Origin of the sequence: Pseudonocardia sp. 73-21 (genome assembly GCF_001899645.1) — a bacterium.
In the GTDB taxonomy this organism is placed as follows: Bacteria; Actinomycetota; Actinomycetes; order Mycobacteriales; family Pseudonocardiaceae; genus Pseudonocardia.
On record NZ_MKVV01000044.1, the window covers coordinates 42,625 to 62,233 of the forward strand.

21 protein-coding genes and 1 pseudogene are annotated in these 19,609 nt (G+C 72.1%); 8 read left to right on the forward strand and 14 right to left on the reverse strand.

Features of this window, described 5'->3' with window-relative positions:
* The first annotated feature begins 25 nt into the window (after positions 1-25).
* Complete coding sequence (locus BGP03_RS12515) at positions 26-403, forward strand: VOC family protein (RefSeq protein ID WP_296373290.1); 378 nt, start codon at positions 26-28, stop codon at positions 401-403.
* Here BGP03_RS12515 and ispF read toward each other — a convergent pair whose 3' ends face one another.
* From ispF to BGP03_RS12530, 3 genes are read right to left on the reverse strand one after another with little or no spacing between them, the layout of a single operon-like run.
* Positions 404-868 (reverse strand): 2-C-methyl-D-erythritol 2,4-cyclodiphosphate synthase, encoded by a 465-nt coding sequence (ispF, locus tag BGP03_RS12520; protein ID WP_298797094.1) that lies wholly within the window; start codon positions 866-868, stop codon positions 404-406.
* The gene (locus tag BGP03_RS12525; protein WP_296373293.1) at positions 865-1,485 is read right to left on the reverse strand and encodes a 2-C-methyl-D-erythritol 4-phosphate cytidylyltransferase; all 621 of its coding nucleotides are present in this window, start codon (positions 1,483-1,485) and stop codon (positions 865-867) included. Before BGP03_RS12525 ends, ispF begins: the two co-directional genes overlap by 4 nt.
* Before the next feature lie 35 nt (positions 1,486-1,520).
* On the reverse strand, positions 1,521-2,012 hold the full coding sequence (locus BGP03_RS12530) for a CarD family transcriptional regulator (RefSeq protein WP_296373296.1): 492 nt from the start codon (positions 2,010-2,012) through the stop codon (positions 1,521-1,523).
* A 238-nt stretch (positions 2,013-2,250) separates the two neighbouring features.
* On the opposite strand from BGP03_RS12530, the gene BGP03_RS12535 reads away from it, so the two are divergent.
* Both BGP03_RS12535 and radA read left to right on the forward strand, forming a co-directional pair.
* Positions 2,251-2,877, forward strand: a complete 627-nt coding sequence (locus BGP03_RS12535; protein WP_296373298.1) for a hypothetical protein — start codon at positions 2,251-2,253, stop codon at positions 2,875-2,877.
* Entirely contained in the window at positions 2,874-4,232 is a 1,359-nt protein-coding gene (radA, locus tag BGP03_RS12540; RefSeq protein ID WP_298797091.1) for a DNA repair protein RadA, read from the forward strand. The genes BGP03_RS12535 and radA overlap by 4 nt, the downstream gene beginning before the upstream one ends.
* Here the strand turns inward: radA and BGP03_RS12545 are convergent.
* On the reverse strand, positions 4,186-4,710 hold the full coding sequence (locus BGP03_RS12545; protein WP_298797089.1) for a hypothetical protein: 525 nt from the start codon (positions 4,708-4,710) through the stop codon (positions 4,186-4,188). The genes radA and BGP03_RS12545 overlap by 47 nt on opposite strands.
* A gap of 32 nt (positions 4,711-4,742) precedes the next feature.
* Positions 4,743-5,591: a hypothetical protein gene (locus BGP03_RS12550; RefSeq protein ID WP_296373304.1), complete on the reverse strand. Its 849-nt coding sequence runs from the start codon at positions 5,589-5,591 to the stop codon at positions 4,743-4,745.
* Positions 5,592-5,823: 232 nt separating this feature from the next.
* Here BGP03_RS12550 and BGP03_RS12555 point away from each other — a divergent pair, with 232 nt between their 5' ends.
* Both BGP03_RS12555 and BGP03_RS12560 read left to right on the forward strand, forming a co-directional pair.
* Complete coding sequence (locus tag BGP03_RS12555; RefSeq protein ID WP_298797086.1) at positions 5,824-6,690, forward strand: A/G-specific adenine glycosylase; 867 nt, start codon at positions 5,824-5,826, stop codon at positions 6,688-6,690.
* Between the two features lie 32 nt (positions 6,691-6,722).
* Positions 6,723-7,151, forward strand: a complete 429-nt coding sequence (locus BGP03_RS12560; protein WP_298797084.1) for a 2'-5' RNA ligase family protein — start codon at positions 6,723-6,725, stop codon at positions 7,149-7,151.
* Here the strand turns inward: BGP03_RS12560 and BGP03_RS12565 are convergent.
* Both BGP03_RS12565 and BGP03_RS12570 read right to left on the reverse strand, forming a co-directional pair.
* A pseudogene (locus BGP03_RS12565) lies at positions 7,098-8,104 on the reverse strand (amino acid permease). The gene BGP03_RS12560 and the pseudogene BGP03_RS12565 sit on opposite strands and share 54 nt — an antisense overlap.
* Before the next feature lie 217 nt (positions 8,105-8,321).
* Positions 8,322-9,104 (reverse strand): alpha/beta hydrolase, encoded by a 783-nt coding sequence (locus BGP03_RS12570; protein ID WP_296373312.1) that lies wholly within the window; start codon positions 9,102-9,104, stop codon positions 8,322-8,324.
* 19 nt (positions 9,105-9,123) lie between these two features.
* Here BGP03_RS12570 and BGP03_RS12575 point away from each other — a divergent pair, with 19 nt between their 5' ends.
* Both BGP03_RS12575 and BGP03_RS12580 read left to right on the forward strand, forming a co-directional pair.
* Positions 9,124-9,432, forward strand: coding sequence for an antibiotic biosynthesis monooxygenase (locus tag BGP03_RS12575; RefSeq protein ID WP_296373314.1), 309 nt, complete (start codon positions 9,124-9,126; stop codon positions 9,430-9,432).
* A 74-nt stretch (positions 9,433-9,506) separates the two neighbouring features.
* Positions 9,507-10,268, forward strand: a complete 762-nt coding sequence (locus BGP03_RS12580; RefSeq protein WP_296373316.1) for a Sir2 family NAD-dependent protein deacetylase — start codon at positions 9,507-9,509, stop codon at positions 10,266-10,268.
* Positions 10,269-10,299: 31 nt separating this feature from the next.
* On the opposite strand, the gene BGP03_RS12585 is transcribed toward BGP03_RS12580, so the two are convergent.
* The 4 genes from BGP03_RS12585 to adh are packed head-to-tail and all read right to left on the reverse strand — an operon-like array spanning position 10,300 to position 13,219.
* The gene (locus BGP03_RS12585; protein WP_298797079.1) at positions 10,300-10,893 is read right to left on the reverse strand and encodes a cysteine hydrolase family protein; all 594 of its coding nucleotides are present in this window, start codon (positions 10,891-10,893) and stop codon (positions 10,300-10,302) included.
* 36 nt (positions 10,894-10,929) lie between these two features.
* Positions 10,930-11,298, reverse strand: a complete 369-nt coding sequence (locus BGP03_RS12590) for a hypothetical protein (RefSeq protein WP_298797077.1) — start codon at positions 11,296-11,298, stop codon at positions 10,930-10,932.
* Between the two features lie 23 nt (positions 11,299-11,321).
* On the reverse strand, positions 11,322-11,696 hold the full coding sequence (locus tag BGP03_RS12595) for a DUF779 domain-containing protein (protein WP_296373321.1): 375 nt from the start codon (positions 11,694-11,696) through the stop codon (positions 11,322-11,324).
* Positions 11,696-13,219, reverse strand: coding sequence for an aldehyde dehydrogenase (gene adh, locus BGP03_RS12600; RefSeq protein ID WP_298797074.1), 1,524 nt, complete (start codon positions 13,217-13,219; stop codon positions 11,696-11,698). The genes BGP03_RS12595 and adh overlap by 1 nt, the downstream gene beginning before the upstream one ends.
* A 154-nt stretch (positions 13,220-13,373) precedes the next feature.
* Between adh and BGP03_RS12605 the strand changes: the two genes are divergently transcribed.
* Entirely contained in the window at positions 13,374-14,840 is a 1,467-nt protein-coding gene (locus tag BGP03_RS12605) for a GAF domain-containing protein (RefSeq protein ID WP_298797072.1), read from the forward strand.
* Position 14,841: 1 nt separating this feature from the next.
* Here the strand turns inward: BGP03_RS12605 and BGP03_RS12610 are convergent, their stop codons facing one another.
* From BGP03_RS12610 to BGP03_RS12620, 3 genes are all read right to left on the reverse strand, one after another.
* Positions 14,842-15,843: a YihY/virulence factor BrkB family protein gene (locus tag BGP03_RS12610; protein ID WP_296373348.1), complete on the reverse strand. Its 1,002-nt coding sequence runs from the start codon at positions 15,841-15,843 to the stop codon at positions 14,842-14,844.
* A gap of 161 nt (positions 15,844-16,004) precedes the next feature.
* Positions 16,005-18,551: an ATP-dependent Clp protease ATP-binding subunit gene (locus BGP03_RS12615; protein ID WP_296373350.1), complete on the reverse strand. Its 2,547-nt coding sequence runs from the start codon at positions 18,549-18,551 to the stop codon at positions 16,005-16,007.
* 198 nt (positions 18,552-18,749) lie between these two features.
* Positions 18,750-19,547, reverse strand: a complete 798-nt coding sequence (locus BGP03_RS12620; RefSeq protein ID WP_296373352.1) for a siderophore-interacting protein — start codon at positions 19,545-19,547, stop codon at positions 18,750-18,752.
* Positions 19,548-19,609 lie beyond the last annotated feature (62 nt).

A 19,609-nucleotide genomic window follows, 5' to 3' on the forward strand; every position in this document is an offset into this window, starting at 1 on the left:
GGTCACAAGAGGTCAGGATCGGGGCATGACGCACATCCTCGGACTCCACGCCCGACTCGTCGTCGACGACGCCGACGAGGCCCTCGCCTTCTACGCCGCCGCCTTCGACGCGGAGGTGAGCGAGCGCCACGTCATCGACGGCAAGGTCGTACACTCGATCGTCACGGCCGGGCCGGTCCGGTTCGCCGTCCGGGATGCGGGCTACGGCGACGCGGGCCCGGACGGCGACAGCACCCCCGTGATCATGTCGCTGGACGTCTCGGACGCCGACGCCGTGGCGGAACGCATGCTCGCAGCCGGGGCCACCGTGGTCCACCCCGTGTCCGACCACGACTACGGCGACCGCGGCGGCCGCCTGCGCGACCCCTTCGGTCACCAGTGGACGGTGTCCGCCCGACGGTGATCAGGCGGGGACGAGCAGGGCCGTCGCGATCGCCGCGATGCCCTCGCCGCGGCCCGTGAGGCCCAGGCCGTCGGTGGTGGTGCCCGACACCGACACCGGCCCGCCCAGCACGTCGGAGAGCACCTGCTGGGCCTCGGCCCGGCGGGTGCCGATCTTGGGGGCGTTGCCGATCACCTGGACGGCGGCGTTGCCCAGCACCCAGCCCTCGGCGCCGACCAGCCTGCGCACCTCCGCGAGGAGGGTGGCCCCGCTCGCTCCCGCCCACTCGGGGCGGCCCGTGCCGAACACCGCACCGAGGTCGCCGAGGCCGGCCGCCGAGAGCAGCGCGTCGCACAGCGCGTGGACGGCCACGTCGCCGTCGGAGTGCCCGGAGCAGCCGTCGGCACCCTCCCAGCGCAGCCCCGCGACCCAGCACTCGCGCCCGGCCTCGACGGGGTGCACATCGGTACCCAGTCCGACCCTCACGGGCCCTCCTCCAGCAGCAGTTCGGCCATCTCCAGGTCCCACGGTGTGCGGACGGCGAAGGCCAGTGGGTCACCCGGCACGACCCGGGCGCCCGCCACCGTCGATCCGAAGAGGATGTCCGGTCCGCGGAACGCCTGCGGCGTCTGGACGACGCGCAGGCCGGACCGGTCCGGCGTGGTCTGCAGCAGGCCGGCGTGGTCCACCGTCTTGACGGTGTCGGCCAGCGGCAGGACCGGGACCACAGCCCCGGGCCCGGCCGGAGCGGCGTCCAGGACGAGGCGGAACAACCGGGGCGGGGTCAGCGGTCGCACCGCATCGTGCACGAGTACGAGATTCCCCGCGATTGCCTCGTCACCGTTCGTGGCATCGCGTCGTTGACCGGCGTGTGCCCCGACCTGTTCCGTGACGGGCTGCCAGGCTTCCACCGGCAGCCCGGTGCAGGCGCGCACCAGATCGTGGACGCGCTCGCCGCGCAGTGCGACGCGGTCGACCACCCCGGACGCCAGCACCGCGCGCACGGAACGGACCACCATGGGAACCCCGCCGAGCGGGGTCAGGGCGTCCGGAGCGCCCGGCGAACGCGAACCGCCGGCCACGACCACCGCGACGACGTTCACGCAGGGACCGGGACCGGCGGTGTGTGCGTGGACCTTCAGGCGGTGGCCGTGGCGAGAACCTCGTCGAGGAGAACCTCGGCGCGCTCCTCGTCGGTGCCCTCGGCGAGCGCGAGCTCACTGACGAGGATCTGCCGGGCCTTGGCCAGCATGCGCTTCTCACCCGCGGACAGGCCGCGGTCCTTCTCACGGCGCCACAGGTCGCGGACGACCTCTGCCACCTTGTTCACGTCACCCGACGCCAACTTCTCGAGGTTCGCCTTGTACCGGCGCGACCAGTTGGTGGGCTCCTCGGTGTGGGGGGCGCGAAGCACCTCGAACACCTTGTCGAGACCCTCCTGGCCGACCACGTCGCGAACCCCGACAACCTCGGCGTTCTCGGCGGGAACCTTCACGGTGAGATCGCCCTGGGCTACCTTCAGGACGAGGTACTCACGCGCCTCGCCCTTGATGGTCCGGGTTTCGATCGCCTCGATCAGTGCAGCACCGTGGTGCGGGTAGACAACGGTCTCTCCGACCTTGAAAACCATGTGTCCTCTGCCCCTTTCGCTGCCACCAGGTTAACACGGCCCGGGGGGACGCCGCCGCCCGGTCCGACCTGTACGCGCAGGTCAGGGGATTGACAACACCTCGGAAACGTGCAGCGAACGGCCGCGTCAGCAGCTCGGTAACCGTCCGACTAGGCTGATCGGGGAGCGGCCGGTACAGCTCGGCTTCTCCCGATCGCCCAGCCGCTCAGCAGCATCCGCCCGGAAGGACGCCCACCCCGTGAGCCGCAGCCCGCGTACCCGTCGGACCGGAGTCGCCGCCATCGGCGTCGTGATCGGGGCCCTCGCCCTCGCCGGGTGCGGCGCAGGTCAGATCACCCAGACCAGCACGCAGGTCGCCGCCGTCAGCGGAGCCCAGGCCAACGTGGGCGCCATCGCGATCCGCGACGCACAGTTCGAGTACGCGGCCACCACGAACGCGAGCGTCTACCCCCGGGGTGGCGACGCGCCTCTCGATATGACCATCGTCAACTCCGCCGCCGCGGACGACCGGCTCGTCTCGGCGAGCAGCCCGGTGGCGCAATCGGTCAAGGTCAGCGGCAACACCACCATCGCCGGCGGTCGTGTGCTGCTCGTCAAGGGCCAGCCCGCGGCGGCCGCCCCGGTTCCCGCCGCCGGCGCCACGGCCTCGGCGACCCCCAGCGCCTCTGCCGCTCCCACCAGCGCCGAGCTCGCGCCGAACGAGGAGCCCACGGGCGCCAACATCGTGCTCATCGGGGTCAACCAGGAGATCCGGCCGGGCCTGAACTACCCGGTCACCCTGACGTTCCAGAAGGCCGGCACCGTCACCGTCAACGTCCCGGTCGGCAACCCGACCACCCCGCGTACGGAGTCGGCCTCCGAGTGACGTCCCGGCCGCGCACGGCCAGGGCGACCTTCCGGTGCACGGCCTGCGACCACCGCACGGCGCAGTGGGTCGGACGCTGCCCGTCGTGCCAGGCCTGGGGCACGCTCGAGCAGGTGGTCGCGGCGGCCGTCCCGCCCCGCGCGAAGATCGCCGCGGGCGCTCCGACGAGTCCCGCCCGACGCATCGCCGAGGTCGAGCTGGACTCGGCCCGGGCCCGCGCCACCGGGGTGTCAGAACTGGACCGGGTGCTCGGCGGTGGGCTCGTGCCCGGCTCGGTGGTGCTGCTCGCCGGTGAGCCGGGCGTCGGGAAGTCGACGCTGCTGCTGGAGGTGGCGGCGAAGTCGCCCGGTCGTGTGCTGTACGTCACTGGTGAGGAGTCGGCCGGCCAGGTCCGGCTCCGCGCCGAGCGCACCGGTGTGGTCAACGACGAGCTGTTCCTCGCCGCCGAGTCCGACCTCGGCGCGATCCTCGGGCACATCGACGAGCTGCGGCCCGACCTGCTGGTCGTCGACTCGATCCAGACGATGTCCACCAGCGAGGTCGACGGCACCCCGGGCGGGGTCACGCAGACCCGCGCCGTGACGGTGGCGCTCACCGGGCTGGCGAAGGAGCGCGGGCTGCCGGTCGTCCTCGTGGGACATGTCACAAAGGACGGCAACATCGCCGGTCCACGCGTGCTCGAGCACCTCGTCGACGTCGTGCTGTCCTTCGAGGGCGACAAGCATTCGACGCTGCGCATGGTGCGCGGGGTGAAGAACCGCTTCGGGCCCGCCGACGAGGTGGGCTGCTTCGAGCTGCGCGACTCCGGCATCGTCGGCATGCCCGACCCGTCCGGGCTGTTCCTGGAACGCTTCGGCGGCCCGCCCGTGCCGGGCACCGCCGTCACCGTCGTGATGGACGGCCGCCGGCCTCTCCCGGCCGAGCTGCAGGCCCTCGTCACGGGCAAGGACATCCCCAGCCCGCGCCGCGCGGTGAGCGGGCTCGACAACGCGCGGGTCGCGATGCTGCTGGCCGTGCTGGAGAAGCGCGGCGGGGTGAAGCTGCACGACGCGGAGGTCTACGCCGCCACCGTCGGGGGGATGCGGGTGGTGGAGCCCGCCGCCGACCTGGCGCTCGCGCTGGCCATCGCGTCCGCCAAGCGCGACGTGGCGCTGCCCGCGGACGTCGTGGTGCTCGGTGAGATAGGGCTGGCCGGCGAGGTGCGTCGCGTCACCGGCCTGGAGCGCAGGCTCGCCGAGGCCGCCCGGCTGGGCTTCACCCACGCCCTCGTGCCGCCCGACAGCGGTCCGGCGCCGGCGGGGATGAAGCTCACCGAGGTGCACGACGTCTCGTCGGTGCTGAACCGGATCCGCTGACCGGCCAGTCGAGCACCAGCGACCCGCCGTCGGGGAGGGCGCGCCAGCGGGCGGACAGCTCGTCGAACCGGGCCAGTACGCGCTCGGTCTCGGCCACCGTGGCGACGTTGCCATGGTCGGCGACCGGACCGGCCGCGCGCCCGGAGCTCGCCTGCCACCGTGCCGTGCAGATCCGCACCACGGCCTCGGAGCGGGCCATGTCCGGCCGGCCGGCGGCCGCGATGCACTGCGCGCGGCGCCGCTCGCCGGTGGTGCGGTCGACGGGAGCAGGGGCGAAGATCCCGGCCCCGCCCGCCGCGAGCTGACCGAACACCCCGAGCGCGAGCCCCAGCTGCTCCTCGACGGCGAAGTGGGCGATGTCGTGCGGCAGGTGGTCGTCGTAACCCGGGCCACCGCGCGGCACCAGCGGTGGTCCCTGCTCACGGTCGATCGTCACCAGGTAGCGGCGGTGGCCCCATTTGGTGAACGTGACCTGCACTCCCTGACGGTAAGCGGTCCGGCCAGCCGATTTCAGGGGGTGAGGGTGAACAGCGTCGGCGGGCTGATGATGTCGTCGAGCCGCGTCAGCACCCGGTAGTTGCCCGCGGGGACGACCGTGCGGGGCTGGGCGCATCCCGGCGTCGACGTCCGGCCCGCCCACGTCACGGCGAACGCGACGGGCTGTCCCGGCACCAGGGTGCGCAGATCGGTGCTGGAGGCGTTGCTGCAGTCGTTGCTGGACCACAGCTTCGCGGACTGGTTGCTGTTCCAGACCACGATCTCCTGCTTGGCCGAGTCCAGGTCGCGCACGCAGGGCTGGGTGCTGGTGTTGGTGATCACGAGGCGCAGCACCGGCTTCTCCCCGACCTTGTGCTGCGGCCGGTCGATCTCCGAGCCGACCGTCAGCATCGCGTTGGTGCACGGCACCGGCCCGGTCGACGGAACGGGTACGGGAGTGGCTGCCGGCACCGACTTGCGGGGGGTCTCGTCGGGTCGCAGCTCCTCCGACGTCGTGGCGGGCGTTCCTTCGACGGAGGCGACGGGAGGGGGTGACCCCTCCGCCCCCGGCTCCGACGGTGCGGCCGGTTGGGGAGCCGACGGCGAGGACGTCGACCGCGACGGTGGGGCCATCGCGGTCGAGCCGGTCGGGGCCGTCGGACCGGTCGACACCGGAGCCGAGGACGGAGGGGTCTGCTGGGGAGCGTCCAGGGTGGCCGTATTGGCGGTGCGGGTGGCGGTGATGCCGGGCTCGCGGGAACCGCCGAGAAGCGCGGCCAGTGACCAGATCACGAGCAGTACGGCCACTACGGTCGATGCGAACGCCAGCCAGCGCCGTCTCCAGTAGACGGACGCGGGCAGCGGACCCACCGGCTCCCACATGTGACGCACAGTATCGGATTGACTACTGAAAGTTGCGGATCTGCATCGGCGCGGCGCGGCGCCGTGCACAGCGTCCTGCCCCGAACGGTCCAACGCGTCGCACACCGACCAGGTGCGCGGCGTCGTCTTCGACGTGGCCACCGGGAAGCTCAGCGGCTCGGCCGCCCGTGCGCGGATATCAGTGCCCCGGCCCTGATATCCGCGCACGACCCTCGTGGCACCATCGGTCCCCGTGTCACTGCCCGATCTCGTGCTCGACTGGTACGTCCACAACCGGCGCGACCTGCCCTGGCGCCGGCCCGGCACCACGCCGTGGGGCGTCATGGTCAGCGAGTTCATGCTCCAGCAGACGCCCGTGGCACGCGTCGAGCCCGTCTGGCTCGACTGGATGGAGCGCTGGCCCACCCCGTCCGCGTTCGCGGCGGCGTCCCGCGCCGACGTCCTGCGCGCTTGGGGCAAGCTCGGCTACCCCCGGCGCGTCCTGCGGCTGCACACCGCAGCCACCGTGATCGCCGAGCAGCACGGTGACACCGTTCCGTCCGATGTGGATGCCCTGGAGGCCCTACCCGGCGTGGGCTCCTACACCGCGCGGGCCGTCGCCGCGTTCGGGTACGGGCGGCGCTGCCCGGTGGTGGACACCAACGTCCGGCGCGTCGTCGCCCGCGCGGTGCACGGCGCCGGTGACGCCGGTCCGGCCCGGGTGAAGGCCGACCTCGCCGACGTCGACGCCCTGCTCCCCGCCGACGACGCCTCGGCCGCCGCGATCTCGATCGGCCTGATGGAGCTGGGCGCGCTGGTGTGCACGGCCCGATCCCCCCGCTGCGGCGTCTGTCCCGTCTCCGGGATCTGCGCCTGGCAGGCGAACGGCCGCCCCGAGTACACCGGCCCGCGCAAGCCGGTGCAGGGCTTCGCCGGCACCGACCGCCAGGTGCGCGGCCGGCTGCTGGACGTCCTGCGCGGAGCGGAGCACCCGGTCGGCCGGGCGGCACTGGACGCGGCCTGGCCCGAGGCGGGCCAACGCGACCGGTGCCTGGTCAGCCTGCTGGAGGACGGCCTGGCCGAGCAGCTCCCCGACGGCCGCTTCGCCCTCCCCGCGTAACCACCCCTTCCGACGAGCAACAGGAGCCCTGGGTGGCACAGACCGTGCGGTTCCGGCTCGATCCCGCCGCCCGCTCCGCCATCGCCGCGCTGCGCGTCGGCGCCGATCCGTCGGTGGTCGTGGCCGCGGCCACCTCCGTCCCGGAGGCCGCCCGGCGAGCGCTCGCCGACGAGCTGCGGGTGCTCGTCCTGCCGTCCCTCTGGCTCGCCACCCTCGGCACCGTGGCCGGACGGCCCGACGAGCTGGTGCTCGCCGCCGTGGTCGACGCCGAGCTGCTCGCCGTGCACGCCGCCGTCCACGACGCGCTGGCCGGGCGGGTCAAGGGGCCGGTGGCGGCCTACCTGCCGGGCGCCTGGCTGCCGCACTGCGTGCTCGCCACCGAGCGCCCGGCGGAGGTGTTCGCCGCGCTACACCCGGTCGCGCCGATCCGCGCCCGCGTCGTCGGCGTGGACGTCGGCTGAACGCCTCCGCGACACCGCGATCACGACCCGGGGCACCCCGTTGCCGGTCGTGCGCATGACGGCCGCGGGCGCCTGGCCGCGGCGGCCGAGCGAGCAGATCATCCGCGACGCCGTGTAGAGGGCCGAGTTGAGGCAGCTCGCCACGGCGACGAGCACGACGACGTCGACGATGCCCTTCGCGCCGGGAATGCCGATGGGGTCCAGCGCCGACTGGTAGGAGCCGTTCTCGGTGAGCTGGGGGTTGTTCCACGGCACCAGCGCCACGACCAGCAGGATCCAGGCGAGGTAGGAGATCGAGATCCGCAGATCACCGAGCGGGTGGCGCGGCCGATCTTCTCGGCGGGCCGGTCGGACTCGGCCACCGCGATCGTCACGATCCCGGTGCCCATGAAGCTGACCATCGTGGTGAGCACGGCCGCGATCACCGCGCCGAACCCGTTGGGCAGGAACCCGCCGGCGTCGAACAGCCGCGAGACGCCGCTGACCCCGCTGCCGGGCAGCAGACCCGGCACGGTGAGCACCCCGATGACGATGAACCCGATGATCGCCACGATCTTGAGCAGCGCGAACCAGAACTCGAACTCGCCGTAGTTGGCCACGCTGAACAGGTTGGTGACGGTCAGCAGCACGGTGATCACCAGCGCCCGGGTCCACTGCGGCGCCGCGGGCAGCCTCGAGTTGAGGATCGTGGCGGTGGCGGTGGCCTCGACCGGGATCACGAGCAGCCAGAACCACCGGTACGACCAGCCGACGCTGGTCCCGGCCCAGGGACCGATCGCGCGGTCGGCGTAGGTCGAGAACGAGCCGGAGTCCGGGGTGGCCGCGGCCATCTCGCCGAGCATCCGCATCACGAGCACCACCAGCACGCCGGCGAAGGTGTAGGAGATGAGCACGCCCGGCCCGGCCGTCGCGATGGCGTCGGCGGAGCCGACGAACAGCCCGGCCCCGATCACCCCGCGATACTGATCATGGTGACGTGGCGGTCCTTCAGGCCGGCGCTGAATACGGTTCCCCTCTCGGCCATGGCCGTCTCCTCCCCCTGCGGACGTCCGGATCGGGGCGGATGGTCACACCCGGGACGACACCGCGCACATCGGAAGCCGCTCCGCCCCGGTGATCACGGGGCGAGTGGCGTACCGCGGTGATCCACGAACCGCCATCCCGCCGTGATCAGCGTTCGGGAACCTCCGCGAGGAAGGCCTCCACGGCCGACCGGTAGGCCTCCGGGGCCGCCGCGTGGAGCAGGTGGCCGGTGCCGGGCACCTGCACGTGACGGGCGTCGGCCAGCCGGCGGGCCATCTCCGCCATCTGGCCGGGCGGGGCGACGCTCTGCTCCGCCTCCAGCAGCAGGACGGGGCAGCGCACGGCGTCGAGGGCGGTCCACTGGTCCACGACCGCCCACTCCGCCGCGATCTGCACGACGTCGTCGATGCGGGAGAGCAGGTGGTAGCCGTCGTCGCGTTCCTCGACGCACTCGGCCATGTAGTCGCCGAACTCCGTCCGGGGATGCCCGAACGCCTCCCGCACCGCCGCCGGCGACGGGAACGGCTGCGGCAGCGCCCCGAACCACGCGCGGGCGTCGTCGGCGCTGCGACCCCGGAAGTCGACGGCCATGTCCTCCACGACCAGCGCCCGCACCAGGTCGGGACGGCGGGCGGCGAGCACGAGGCCGTGCAGCCCGCCCATCGAGTGCCCGATCACGACGGCCGGGCCGATCCCGTCGAGGACCTCGACGGCGTCGGTGGCCATCCGTTCGGTGGTCCAGGGGCCGCGGGCCTCCGAGCGACCGTGCCCCCGCGCGTCGAGAGCGCGGACGCGTCCGTGTGCGCGGAGCCAGGGCGCCACCGGCTCCCACGTGGCCGCACAACCCATCAGGCCGTGCAGGAGCAGGATCGGCGGACCCTCGCCGCCGAGATCCAGCACACGCAGTTCGACGCCGTCGCTCGTCCGCACGACGTCTAGCCTAGGAGGCATGGCTGTTGTGAAGATCAATGCGATCGAGGTTCCCGAGGGCAAGGGGCCCGAGCTGGAGAAGCGGTTCGCCAACCGCCTGCACGCCGTCGACGGGCAGCGGGGGTTCCTCGGCTTCGAGCTGCTGCGCCCCGTGGCGGGCGACGAGCGCTACTTCGTGGTCACCCGGTGGGAGACCGAGGACGACTTCCAGGCGTGGCGCGACGGGCCGGCCGCCGAGGCGCACGCGGGTGCACGGTCGCCCCAGCCGGTCTCGAAGGGCGCATCGCTGCTGGAGTTCGAGGTCGTCGACCTGACGGCCGGCTCCTGACCGGGAACGACCTGGACCGCGCCGCCGAGCTCGTCGCCGGCGCCGGTGCGCTGCTCGTCTGCGCCGGCGCCGGGATGGGCGTCGACTCCGGTCTGCCGGACTTCCGCGGCCCCGAGGGCTTCTGGCGCGCGTACCCGCCCTACCGGGCGCTGGGCCTGCGGTTCGAGGAGATCGCCGACCCCGTGCACTTCGCGTCCGATCCCGAGCTCGCGTGGGGGTTCTACGGCCACCGGCTCGGGCTGTACCGGGCGACGGTGCCGCACGCGGGGTTCGGGGTCCTGCGGGGCTGGGACCTGCCGACGCGCGTCTTCACCTCGAACGTCGACGGGCAGTTCCAGAAGGCGGGGCTGACCGGCGTCGCGGAGTGCCACGGCTCCATCCACCACCTGCAGTGCATCCTCGACTGCGGGCAACCGGTGTGGGCGGCCGACGGCGTCGGCGTCGAGATCGACGAGACCACGATGCGCGCCGTCTCCCCGCTGCCGGCCTGTCCCTCGTGCGGTGCGCTGGCCCGTCCCAACATCCTGATGTTCGGCGACGCCGACTGGGTCCCCGACCGCACCGTCGGGCAGATGCAGACCCACCGCGCGTGGGTGCGTGGGCACCGCGGCCACCTGGTGGTCGTCGAGATCGGGGCGGGCACGGCGATCCCCACCGTCCGCCGTGAGGCGGAGAGCGCGAGCGCGGCCACCGGCGCGCTGATCAGGATCAACGTGGGCGAGCCCGAGGTGCGCCACGGCCGCGGGGTGGGCATCGCGTCCCCCGCAGCAACGACCTTGCTGACCCTCGACGAGCGCCTCGGGGGTCGTGCGCGGTTATCGGTGCCCGGGCACTGACAACCGCGCACGGGGGGGGCGCCGGCCGCACTCAGGACGGGATGTCCGCCGCCGTCGGGACCACCACACCGAACAGGTCCGCGATGGCCGCGAGGCTCGCCACCTGCAGCGCGGCCGCGCTGACGACGGCGCCGTCCGGGCCGGGGAGGGCCCGGGTGGCGGTCGTCCCGGCCACCACCGTCGGGTTGTGGCCGAGGCTGAACGCGCCCCGCGCCGTCGAGTTGACGCACATGTGCGTCATGAACCCGGCCAGGATCAGGTTCGACCCGGGCTGGAGCCGACCGTCCAGGTCGGTGTGGGTGAACGCGTTCGGGTAGTTCTTGGTGACCACCTGCTCGCCGTCGCGCGGGGCGACGCGGTCCACGATCCGCCCGATCTCCGCGTTCACGTCGTAGGGGGAACCGACGCCGCCGTCGTGCTGGATGTGGATGACCGGGATGCCCGCGCTGCGGGCCCGGTCGAGCAGGACGGCCGCCTCGTCGAGCGCGGCCTGCACGCCGTCGAGCTCCATGACGCCGCGGGTGTAGGTGTTCTGCAGGTCGATCATGACCAGCGTGGACTCGGCGAGGCTCGCGGGGACCGCGGGCATGTCGCCCAGCGTGCGCAGCGTGGTGGGACCGGACATGTGTTCCCTCTCTCCGCGGCGGCACGTGGGCCGCCGTCACCCCGCAGCACACAGCAGGACGGCCGACTCGGCAACCCGGTGGGGTGCCCCACCGGGCCGGGCGCGCATCAGGCCGGGATGTCCGCGGCCCTCGGCGCCACCGCACCGAACAGGTCCTCCGATCCGCGGCCAGGCTCGTGGCCTGCAGCGCAGCCGCGGACACGTCCGTGCCGTCGACACGCGGGAGCCCGCGGGTGGCGGTCGCCCCTTCACGTCGTACGGGGATCCCGCACCGGCGGCGTGCATGATGTGCATGATCGGGATCCCGGCGGTGCGGGCCCGGTCCAGCAGCACCGCGGCCTCGTCGGTGGCGGGCTGGGCGTCGTCGTTCCTCTCCTCGGGCGGGATCGGACCCGGTCCGTCCATGCTGGCCCGGGTCCGATCCGGCGTCACCCACCGTTCAGAGCAGCCGACTCCTCGTCGGAGAACAGCCGCGAGCGGATCATGAACCGGACGCCCTCCGGCGCCTCGACCGAGAACCCGCTGCCACGGCCCTTCACCACGTCGACGGTGAGGTGGGTGTGCTTCCAGTACCCGAACTGCGACTCCGACATGTAGAACCCGATCGGGGCCGGAAGCCCGTCGACGACGAGGTCGCCGAGGTGGACGTCCGAGCCACCGATCGTGAAGTCCCCGTCCGGATAGCACATGGGCGAGCTGCCGTCACAGCAACCGCCGGACTGGTGGAACATCAACGGGCCGTGCAGGGCCGAGAGCCTGACGAGCAGCTCCGCGGCCGCCGGACTCAGGGCCACCCGTTCCATCAGAAGAAGCCCTGGGCGTTCTGCGAGTAGCTGACCAGGAGGTTCTTCGTGTTCTGGTAGTGGTCGAGCATCATCTTGTGGTTCTCGCGACCCACACCCGACTGCTTGTAACCGCCGAACGCCGCGTGCGCGGGGTAGGCGTGGTAGTTGTTCACCCAGACCCGGCCGGCCTGGATGTCGCGGCCCGCGCGGTAGGCGGTGTTGCCGTCGCGCGACCACACCGCGGCACCGAGGCCGTAGAGCGTGTCGTTGGCGATCTGCAGCGCGTCGTCGTAGTCGGAGAAGCGCGTGACCGACACGACCGGCCCGAAGATCTCCTCCTGGAAGATGCGCATCGCGTTGTTGCCCTCGAACACGGTGGGCTGCACGTAGTAGCCACCCGAGAACTCGCCACCGAGGTCGGTGCGCTCGCCACCGGTGAGCACCTTCGCGCCCTCCTGACGGCCGATGTCGATGTAGGAGAGGATCTTCTCGAGCTGGTCGTTCGACGCCTGCGCACCGATCATGGTGTCGGTGTCGAGCGGGTTGCCCTGCCTGATCTGCTCGGTGCGCTTGACCGCCTGCTCCAGGAAGTCGTCGTAGATGCCGCCCTGGATGAGCGCGCGCGACGGGCAGGTGCAGACCTCGCCCTGGTTGAGGGCGAACATCGCGAAGCCCTCGAGCGCCTTGTCGTAGAACGCGTCCTGCTTGCCGGCGACGTCGTCGAAGAAGATGTTGGGGCTCTTGCCGCCGAGCTCCAGCGTCACCGGGATCAGGTTCTCCGACGCGTACTGCATGATCAGCCGGCCGGTGGTGGTCTCGCCGGTGAAAGCGATCTTGCGGATGCGCTTGTTGGACGCCAGCGGCTTGCCGGCCTCCACACCGAACCCGTTGACGACGTTGAACACGCCGGCGGGCAGCAGGTCGGCGATCAGCTCGATGAGCACGAGGATCGACGCCGGGGTCTGCTCGGCCGGCTTGAGGACGACGGCGTTGCCGGCCGCGAGCGCGGGGGCCAGCTTCCAGATCGCCATGAGGATCGGGAAGTTCCACGGGATGATCTGCCCGACGACGCCGAGCGGCTCGTGGAAGTGGTAGGCGACGGTGTCGTCGTCGATCTGGGAGATGCCGCCCTCCTGCGCCCGGACGGCACCGGCGAAGTAGCGCAGGTGGTCGATGGCGAGGGGGATGTCGGCGGCGAGGGTCTCGCGGCAGGCTTTCCCGTTGTCCCACGCCTCGGCGATCGCGAGGAGCTCGAGGTTGGCCTCGATGCGGTCCGCGATCTCGTTGAGGATGTTCGCCCGCTCGGCGACGGTGGTCTTGCCCCAGGCCGGCGCGGCGGCGTGGGCCGCGTCGAGCGCGAGCTCGATGTCCTCGGCGGTGCCGCGGGCGACCTCGGTGAACGTCTGGCCGGTGATCGGCGTGGGGTTCTCGAAGTACTGGCCCTTCACCGGCGCGACGAACTCGCCTCCGATGAAGTTCTCGTAGCGGGACTTGAACGCCACGACGCTGCCGGTCGTGCCGGGAGCCGCGTAAAGAGCCATCTGTGGTTCCTTCCACATCGTCTTCAGACAGGTGACCCGGGACACTAGGAGCGAGGGGGTTGCGGTCGAGTTGCACGCATATGCGGATCTTGCAACCTCACCCTTCCGCCAGTGCGACACTGACTCAGGTTTGCCTTACTCTGCACGCGCGCGGATGCTGGACGTCGTGAGCGTCACCGACCCGCCGCAGCGGACGCGCGAGCTGGCCCGCGTCCGTGACGCAGTGCTGGCCGGGGACCTCTCGGACCGCGCACCCCGCGAGGTCGTGTCGGCGTCCTGGCGCCGCTCGCTCGCGGCCCGCGTGGACCCCGACCACGGTGACCCACCGCTGATCTACGAGCACGCCGAGATCACCCGGGTGCGGGACGGGCACGCGCTGGCGGGCGTACTGCCGATGCTGCGCGAGACGCTGGTGTCCATCGCCGACGAGGCGATGCACATGATGATCGTGACCGACGCCCAGGGCCACATCCTGTGGCGCGAGGGCCAGCGCGACGTGCTGCGCACGGCCGGGCGCGTCGGGCTCGTCGAGGGCACGCGGTGGACCGAGGACAGCATCGGCACCAACGCGATGGGCACGGCGCTGGCCGCCGACCGGCCCGTCCGGATCCACTCGGCCGAGCACCTCGTGCGCACCTACCACCAGTGGACCTGTGCGGCCAGCCCCGTCCATGACCCCGACACGGGCGCGGTGATCGGCGCCATCGACATCACCGGGCCGGCGCGGACCTTCCATCCCACCACCCTCGCGCTCGTCGTCGCCGCGGCCCGGTTGGCCGAGGGCCACCTCGCCGCCCAGGCCGCGATGCGCGACGAGCGGCTGCTGGCCCGCAACCTGCCGCACCTCATCGGGCTGCGCGACGAGCCCGGCGCGCTCCTGGCCCCGAGCGGCCGGGTGCTCGCGGCTCAGCCCCTGGGCTGGCTGCCGGCGCACGTCGAGCTGCCGACGGCGGGCGACCGGGTGGCGCTGGGCGAGCACGGCGACGGGCTGCTGGAGCCACTGGCGGAGGGTTGGCTGCTGCGCCTGCAACGCCGCGGGGCCCGCCCACGACCCGCCCTGTCCCTGCCGTTCCTCGGAGCCGAGCGTCCGATCGCGATCCTCAACGGACGCCCCGTGCGGCTCTCCCTGCGCCACGCCGAGATCCTCGCCCTCCTGGCTCTGCACCCGGAGGGCTTCACCGCCGACGGCCTGGCCACGGCCCTGCACGGCGACGCGGGCAAGTCCGTCACGGTGCGGGCCGAGGTGCACCGGCTGCGCTCCGTGCTCGACGCGGGGGTCCTGCGCACCCAGCCCTACCGCCTGCAGGCCTGCGTGAACGCCGACTTCCTGACCGTCCGCGAGGCGCTCGCCGGCGGCCGGGTCCTGGAGGCCGCCCGGGCCCACCGCGGCCCGCTGCTGCCGCGGTCCGAGGCCCCCGGCGTGCGCGAGGAGCGCGAGCTGATGGGCGGCGCACTCCGCCAGGCCGTGCTCGGTGGCGGCGACGTCGAGGCGATGTGGGCGCTCGCCGAGACCCCGGACGGGGCCGACGACGTGCAGCTCCTCGAACGACTGCTGCACGCGCTCCCCGACCGCGATCCGCGGCACGCGGTGCTCGCGGCCCGCCTGGATGCCGCGTTGTGAGTCAGCGCGCGGGTGAGTTCGGGCGCTCGTCGAGGGCGTCGGGGATGCCGTCGTCGTCGGTGTCCTCGAGCAGGGGTTCGGGCCGGCCCGCCCGTACGGCCTCCAGCTGGGCCGCCAGCGCCAGTCCGGCGAGCAGGGCGATCCCGGTGATGTTCGCCCACAGCAGCAGCGCCATGACCGCCGTCAGCGGGCCGTAGGTGTCGCCGAAACCGGCGGCGAACACCACGTAGAGCGCGAGCAGACCCGAGCCCGCCAGCCACGCCAGCACCGTGACGGCCGCACCCACCGCCAGCCAGCTGCGGCCCGGCTGCTGGCGGCGCGGGGCGTAGCGGAACAGCAGGGTCACGGCCACCACCAGCAACGCCAGCCCGATCGGCCAGCGCACGACGTCCCAGACGGTCTCGGCGGCGTGGCCCCAGTGGTAGACGCTCTCGATGGCCTCGCCGAAGGGCTCGCCCGCCACGATCAGCAGCAGCCCCACGGCCATCGCCAGACCCGCGGTCGCGGTGAGGACCGCAGCCTGGCCGTACTTGCGCAGCGCGGGCCGGTCGCGTTTGGTGCCGTAGATCCGGTTGGCCCCGCGCTCCAGCTGCGCGAACGCGCTCGTGGCCGCCACGAACGCCGTGACCAGACCGAGCACCACCACGACCTCGCTGCGCCGGCTGCCCCCGTCGGCGGACTCCCCGACCACCTGGGAGACCAGCGAGTCGCTGCTGCCCGGCGAGATCGCCACCACCGTGCGCGCGACGACCTCGGCCACGGAGTCCGCGCCGATCGCGGTGGCGAGACCCGCGCCCGCGATCACCAGCGGCACGGCAGCGAGCGCCAGCTGCAGGGCGAACGCCCGCGCATGGCTGAATCCGTCGCCGTAGCGGAACCGCACGAACGACGCACCGAGCAGCCGCCGTAGCCCGTGGCGGCGAACGGTGTGCCAGGCGTCGTCGGCGGACAGGTCATCGCCGGACATCAGCCCGGTCTCCGGGACGGCACGGACCGAACTCACGGTGCCGAATCTAGACGCACCGTCACCGTCGCACGCGCCCTCACCGGTCCCGCCCACGCGGGGGTTCCACCCGACGGCCCCCACCAGGTGGTCAGGTCGGACGACGAACGGCCCTCCCGGACCGGAGTCCGGGAGGGCCGTTCGGGTCGTACCGGGCTAGATCACTCCTCGCCCGACTTCGCCATGTCGACCGGCGGGACGTCGGGGACGAGGCTCGGCTTCGGCTCACCGCGGAAGGTGAACACGGCCTTGTCGTCCGCTGCGCGGGAGTCCTCGGCGGCGTCGGGGTCGAGACCCTCGACGTCGACGATGACGATCTGGCCGGGCTCGATCTCCCCGAACAGGATCTTCTCCGACAGCTGGTCCTCGATCTCGCGCTGGATGGTGCGACGCAGCGGCCGCGCACCCAGCACCGGGTCGAAGCCGCGGCGGGCCAGCAGGCCCTTGGCGGCCGGCGTGAGCTCGATGGCCATGTCCTTGTTGGCCAGCGCGCCCTCCACCCGCGTGATCATGAGGTCGACCATCGTGATGATCTGCTCCTCCGTCAGCTGGTGGAACACCACGATGTCGTCGATGCGGTTGAGGAACTCCGGGCGGAAGTGCTTCTTCAGCTCGTCGTTGACCTTCGACTTCATCCGCTCGTAGTTCGACGCCTCGTCGTTGCTCTGGGCGAAGCCCAGGCCCACGGCCTTGGAGATGTCCTGCGTGCCGAGGTTCGACGTGAAGATGATGACGGTGTTCTTGAAGTCCACCGTGCGGCCCTGGCCGTCGGTGAGACGACCGTCCTCGAGCACCTGCAGGAGGGTGTTGTAGACCTCCTGGTGGGCCTTCTCGATCTCGTCGAACAGCACCACCGAGAACGGCTTGCGACGCACCTTCTCCGTCAGCTGGCCGCCCTCCTCGTAGCCCACGTACCCGGGAGGGGCGCCGAAGAGCCGCGAGGCGGTGTAGCGGTCGTGGAACTCGCCCATGTCGATCTGGATGAGCGCGTCGTCGTCGCCGAACAGGAAGCTCGCCAGTGCCTTGGAGAGCTCGGTCTTACCGACACCGGACGGGCCGGCGAAGATGAACGAGCCCGACGGACGCTTCGGGTCCTTGAGGCCGGCCCGCGTACGGCGGATGGCCTTGGACACCGACTTGACGGCCTCCTCCTGCCCGATGATCCGCTTGTGCAGCTCCTCCTCCATGCGGAGCAGACGCGTGGTCTCCTCCTCGGTGAGCTTGAACACGGGGATGCCGGTCCAGTTGGCGAGGACCTCGGCGATCTGCTCGTCGTCGACCTCGGCGACGACGTCCAGGTCACCGGACTTCCACTGCTTCTCGCGCTCGCCCTTCTGGCCGAGCAGGGTCTTCTCGGAGTCGCGCAGGTGCGCGGCCCGCTCGAAGTCCTGCGCGTCGATCGCCGACTCCTTGTCCCGACGGACGTTGGCGATCTTCTCGTCGAACTCGCGGAGGTCCGGCGGAGCGGTCATCCGGCGGATGCGCATGCGCGCGCCCGCCTCGTCGATGAGGTCGATCGCCTTGTCCGGGAGGAAGCGGTCGGAGATGTAGCGGTCGGCCAGGGTGGCCGCCGCGACCAGCGCGTTGTCGGTGATCGTGACGCGGTGGTGGGACTCGTAGCGGTCGCGCAGACCCTTGAGGATCTCGATCGTGTGCGCCACCGACGGCTCGCCGACCTGGATCGGCTGGAAACGACGCTCGAGAGCGGCGTCCTTCTCGACGTACTTGCGGTACTCGTCGAGCGTGGTGGCACCGATCGTCTGGAGCTCGCCACGGGCCAGCATCGGCTTGAGGATGCTCGCGGCGTCGATCGCGCCCTCGGCGGCACCCGCACCCACGAGGGTGTGGAGCTCGTCGATGAACAGGATGATGTCGCCGCGCGTGCGGATCTCCTTGAGCACCTTCTTGAGGCGCTCCTCGAAGTCACCGCGGTAGCGCGAGCCGGCGACGAGCGAGCCGAGGTCGAGCGTGTAGAGCTGCTTGTCCTTGATCGTCTCGGGCACCTCACCCTTGACGATGGCCTGCGCGAGGCCCTCGACGACGGCGGTCTTGCCGACGCCGGGCTCGCCGATCAGAACGGGGTTGTTCTTGGTCCTCCGGGAGAGGACCTGCATGACCCGCTCGATCTCCTTCTCCCGGCCGATGACCGGGTCCAGCTTGCCCTCGCGGGCGGACTGGGTGAGGTTGCGGCCGAACTGGTCGAGCACCAGGGACGAGCTCGGGGTGCCCTCGCCGCGGCCACCGGTGGCGCCTTCGGCGGGCTCCTTGCCCTGGTAGCCGCTCAGCAGCTGCAGGACCTGCTGGCGGACGCGGTTGAGATCCGCCCCCAGCTTGACCAGCACCTGTGCCGCGACGCCCTCACCCTCACGGATGAGGCCGAGCAGGATGTGCTCGGTGCCGATGTAGTTGTGGCCGAGCTGGAGCGCCTCGCGCAGCGAGAGCTCCAGGACCTTCTTGGCCCGCGGCGTGAACGGGATGTGCCCGCTCGGCGCCTGCTGACCCTGGCCGATGATCTCCTCGACCTGCTGACGGACGCCCTCCAGGGCGATCCCGAGGGACTCCAGGGCCTTGGCGGCCACTCCCTCGCCCTCGTGGATGAGGCCGAGGAGGATGTGCTCGGTGCCGATGTAGTTGTGGTTGAGCATCCGGGCCTCTTCTTGGGCCAGGACGACAACACGCCTTGCTCGGTCGGTGAACCTCTCGAACATCTGTACTCCTCGCCTACTGCGCCGTACTGCGCCGCACTGGGCCGTCCGCGACTGTGCCATCTGTACAGGCGGCGCGCGCTGCGCCGCGTACGCCCGATACCACTGTATCGGCTTATGTGGTGCGGTCGCCCGTGGTACGGCCGCCTGATAGGGCACAACCCGTCATCGGGAGTTGGGATTCCCGTCGTCCGGGAGTGCTCAGGCCTGCGCCCCGGCCGCCCGCTCGGCCGCCTTGTCGGCCTGCCAGCCGTCCTCGTCGCGGCCGCGGCGCCAGTAGCCGGAGATCGACAGCAGGTGCCGGGGCCACTCCCGCTCGTCGACGAGGTGCCTGCGGATGTCGCGGACGATGCCGGCCTCGCCGTGCACGAACGCGTGGACGGCACCTCCCGGCACCTCCAGCGCCCGCACGGCCTCGACCAGCTGGTCGGGCCTCGACGGAGTGCGGTGCAGCCACCTGACGTCGACATCGCCGGCGAGGGGCTGGTGCTCGGCCGCGTCGGCGACCTCGATCACGGCCACCACCGGCACGCCGGGGGCGATGCGTTCGCAGGCCGCGCCGATCGCCGGGAGCGCGCTCTCGTCGCCGACCATGAGGTGGGCGTCGGCGGTGGGGTCGGGGGCGTAGGCCCCGCCCGGCCCCATCAGCCGCAGGAGATCACCCGGACGGGCGGCGGCGGCCCACGGCCCGGCGAGTCCCTCGTCGCCGTGGTGGACGAAGTCGATGGTCAGTTCGCCCTGCGCGTAATCGAGGGCCCGCACCGTGTAGGTCCGCGTGCTCGGCCACTGGTCACGGGGGAGCTCGGCGCGGATCGTCTCCATGTCGAACGGTTCCGGGTAGCGGACGCCCGGTTTCGGGAACTGGAGCTTCACGTAGCGGTCGCTGTAGGGGGTGTCGGGGAAAGCGGCGACCTCGTCGCCGCCGAACACGACCCGGATCATGTGCGGGGTCAGCCGCTGGGTGCGGCGGACCTCGAGAGTGGTCGTCCTGCGGGCCACGGACCCTCCTCGGTGTCTGGGTAAGGCCACCCTAACCGCAGCGGCGGGGCCTGCGCACCGCG

Excerpts from the sequence above, each read along its gene's own strand:
- BGP03_RS12590 (WP_298797077.1), bottom strand. The coding sequence starts at position 11,298 with ATGGACGGACCGGGTCCGATCCCGCCCGAGGAGAGGAACGACGACGCC.
- BGP03_RS12530 (WP_296373296.1), bottom strand. The coding sequence starts at position 2,012 with ATGGTTTTCAAGGTCGGAGAGACCGTTGTCTACCCGCACCACGGTGCT.
- BGP03_RS12595 (WP_296373321.1), bottom strand. The coding sequence starts at position 11,696 with ATGGAACGGGTGGCCCTGAGTCCGGCGGCCGCGGAGCTGCTCGTCAGG.
- BGP03_RS12585 (WP_298797079.1), bottom strand. The coding sequence starts at position 10,893 with ATGTCCGGTCCCACCACGCTGCGCACGCTGGGCGACATGCCCGCGGTC.
- BGP03_RS12515 (WP_296373290.1), top strand. The coding sequence starts at position 26 with ATGACGCACATCCTCGGACTCCACGCCCGACTCGTCGTCGACGACGCC.
- BGP03_RS12575 (WP_296373314.1), top strand. The coding sequence starts at position 9,124 with ATGGCTGTTGTGAAGATCAATGCGATCGAGGTTCCCGAGGGCAAGGGG.
- BGP03_RS12605 (WP_298797072.1), top strand. The coding sequence starts at position 13,374 with ATGCTGGACGTCGTGAGCGTCACCGACCCGCCGCAGCGGACGCGCGAG.
- BGP03_RS12550 (WP_296373304.1), bottom strand. The coding sequence starts at position 5,591 with ATGTGGGAGCCGGTGGGTCCGCTGCCCGCGTCCGTCTACTGGAGACGG.
- adh (WP_298797074.1), bottom strand. The coding sequence starts at position 13,219 with ATGGCTCTTTACGCGGCTCCCGGCACGACCGGCAGCGTCGTGGCGTTC.
- BGP03_RS12615 (WP_296373350.1), bottom strand. The coding sequence starts at position 18,551 with ATGTTCGAGAGGTTCACCGACCGAGCAAGGCGTGTTGTCGTCCTGGCC.
- BGP03_RS12580 (WP_296373316.1), top strand. The coding sequence starts at position 9,507 with ATGGGCGTCGACTCCGGTCTGCCGGACTTCCGCGGCCCCGAGGGCTTC.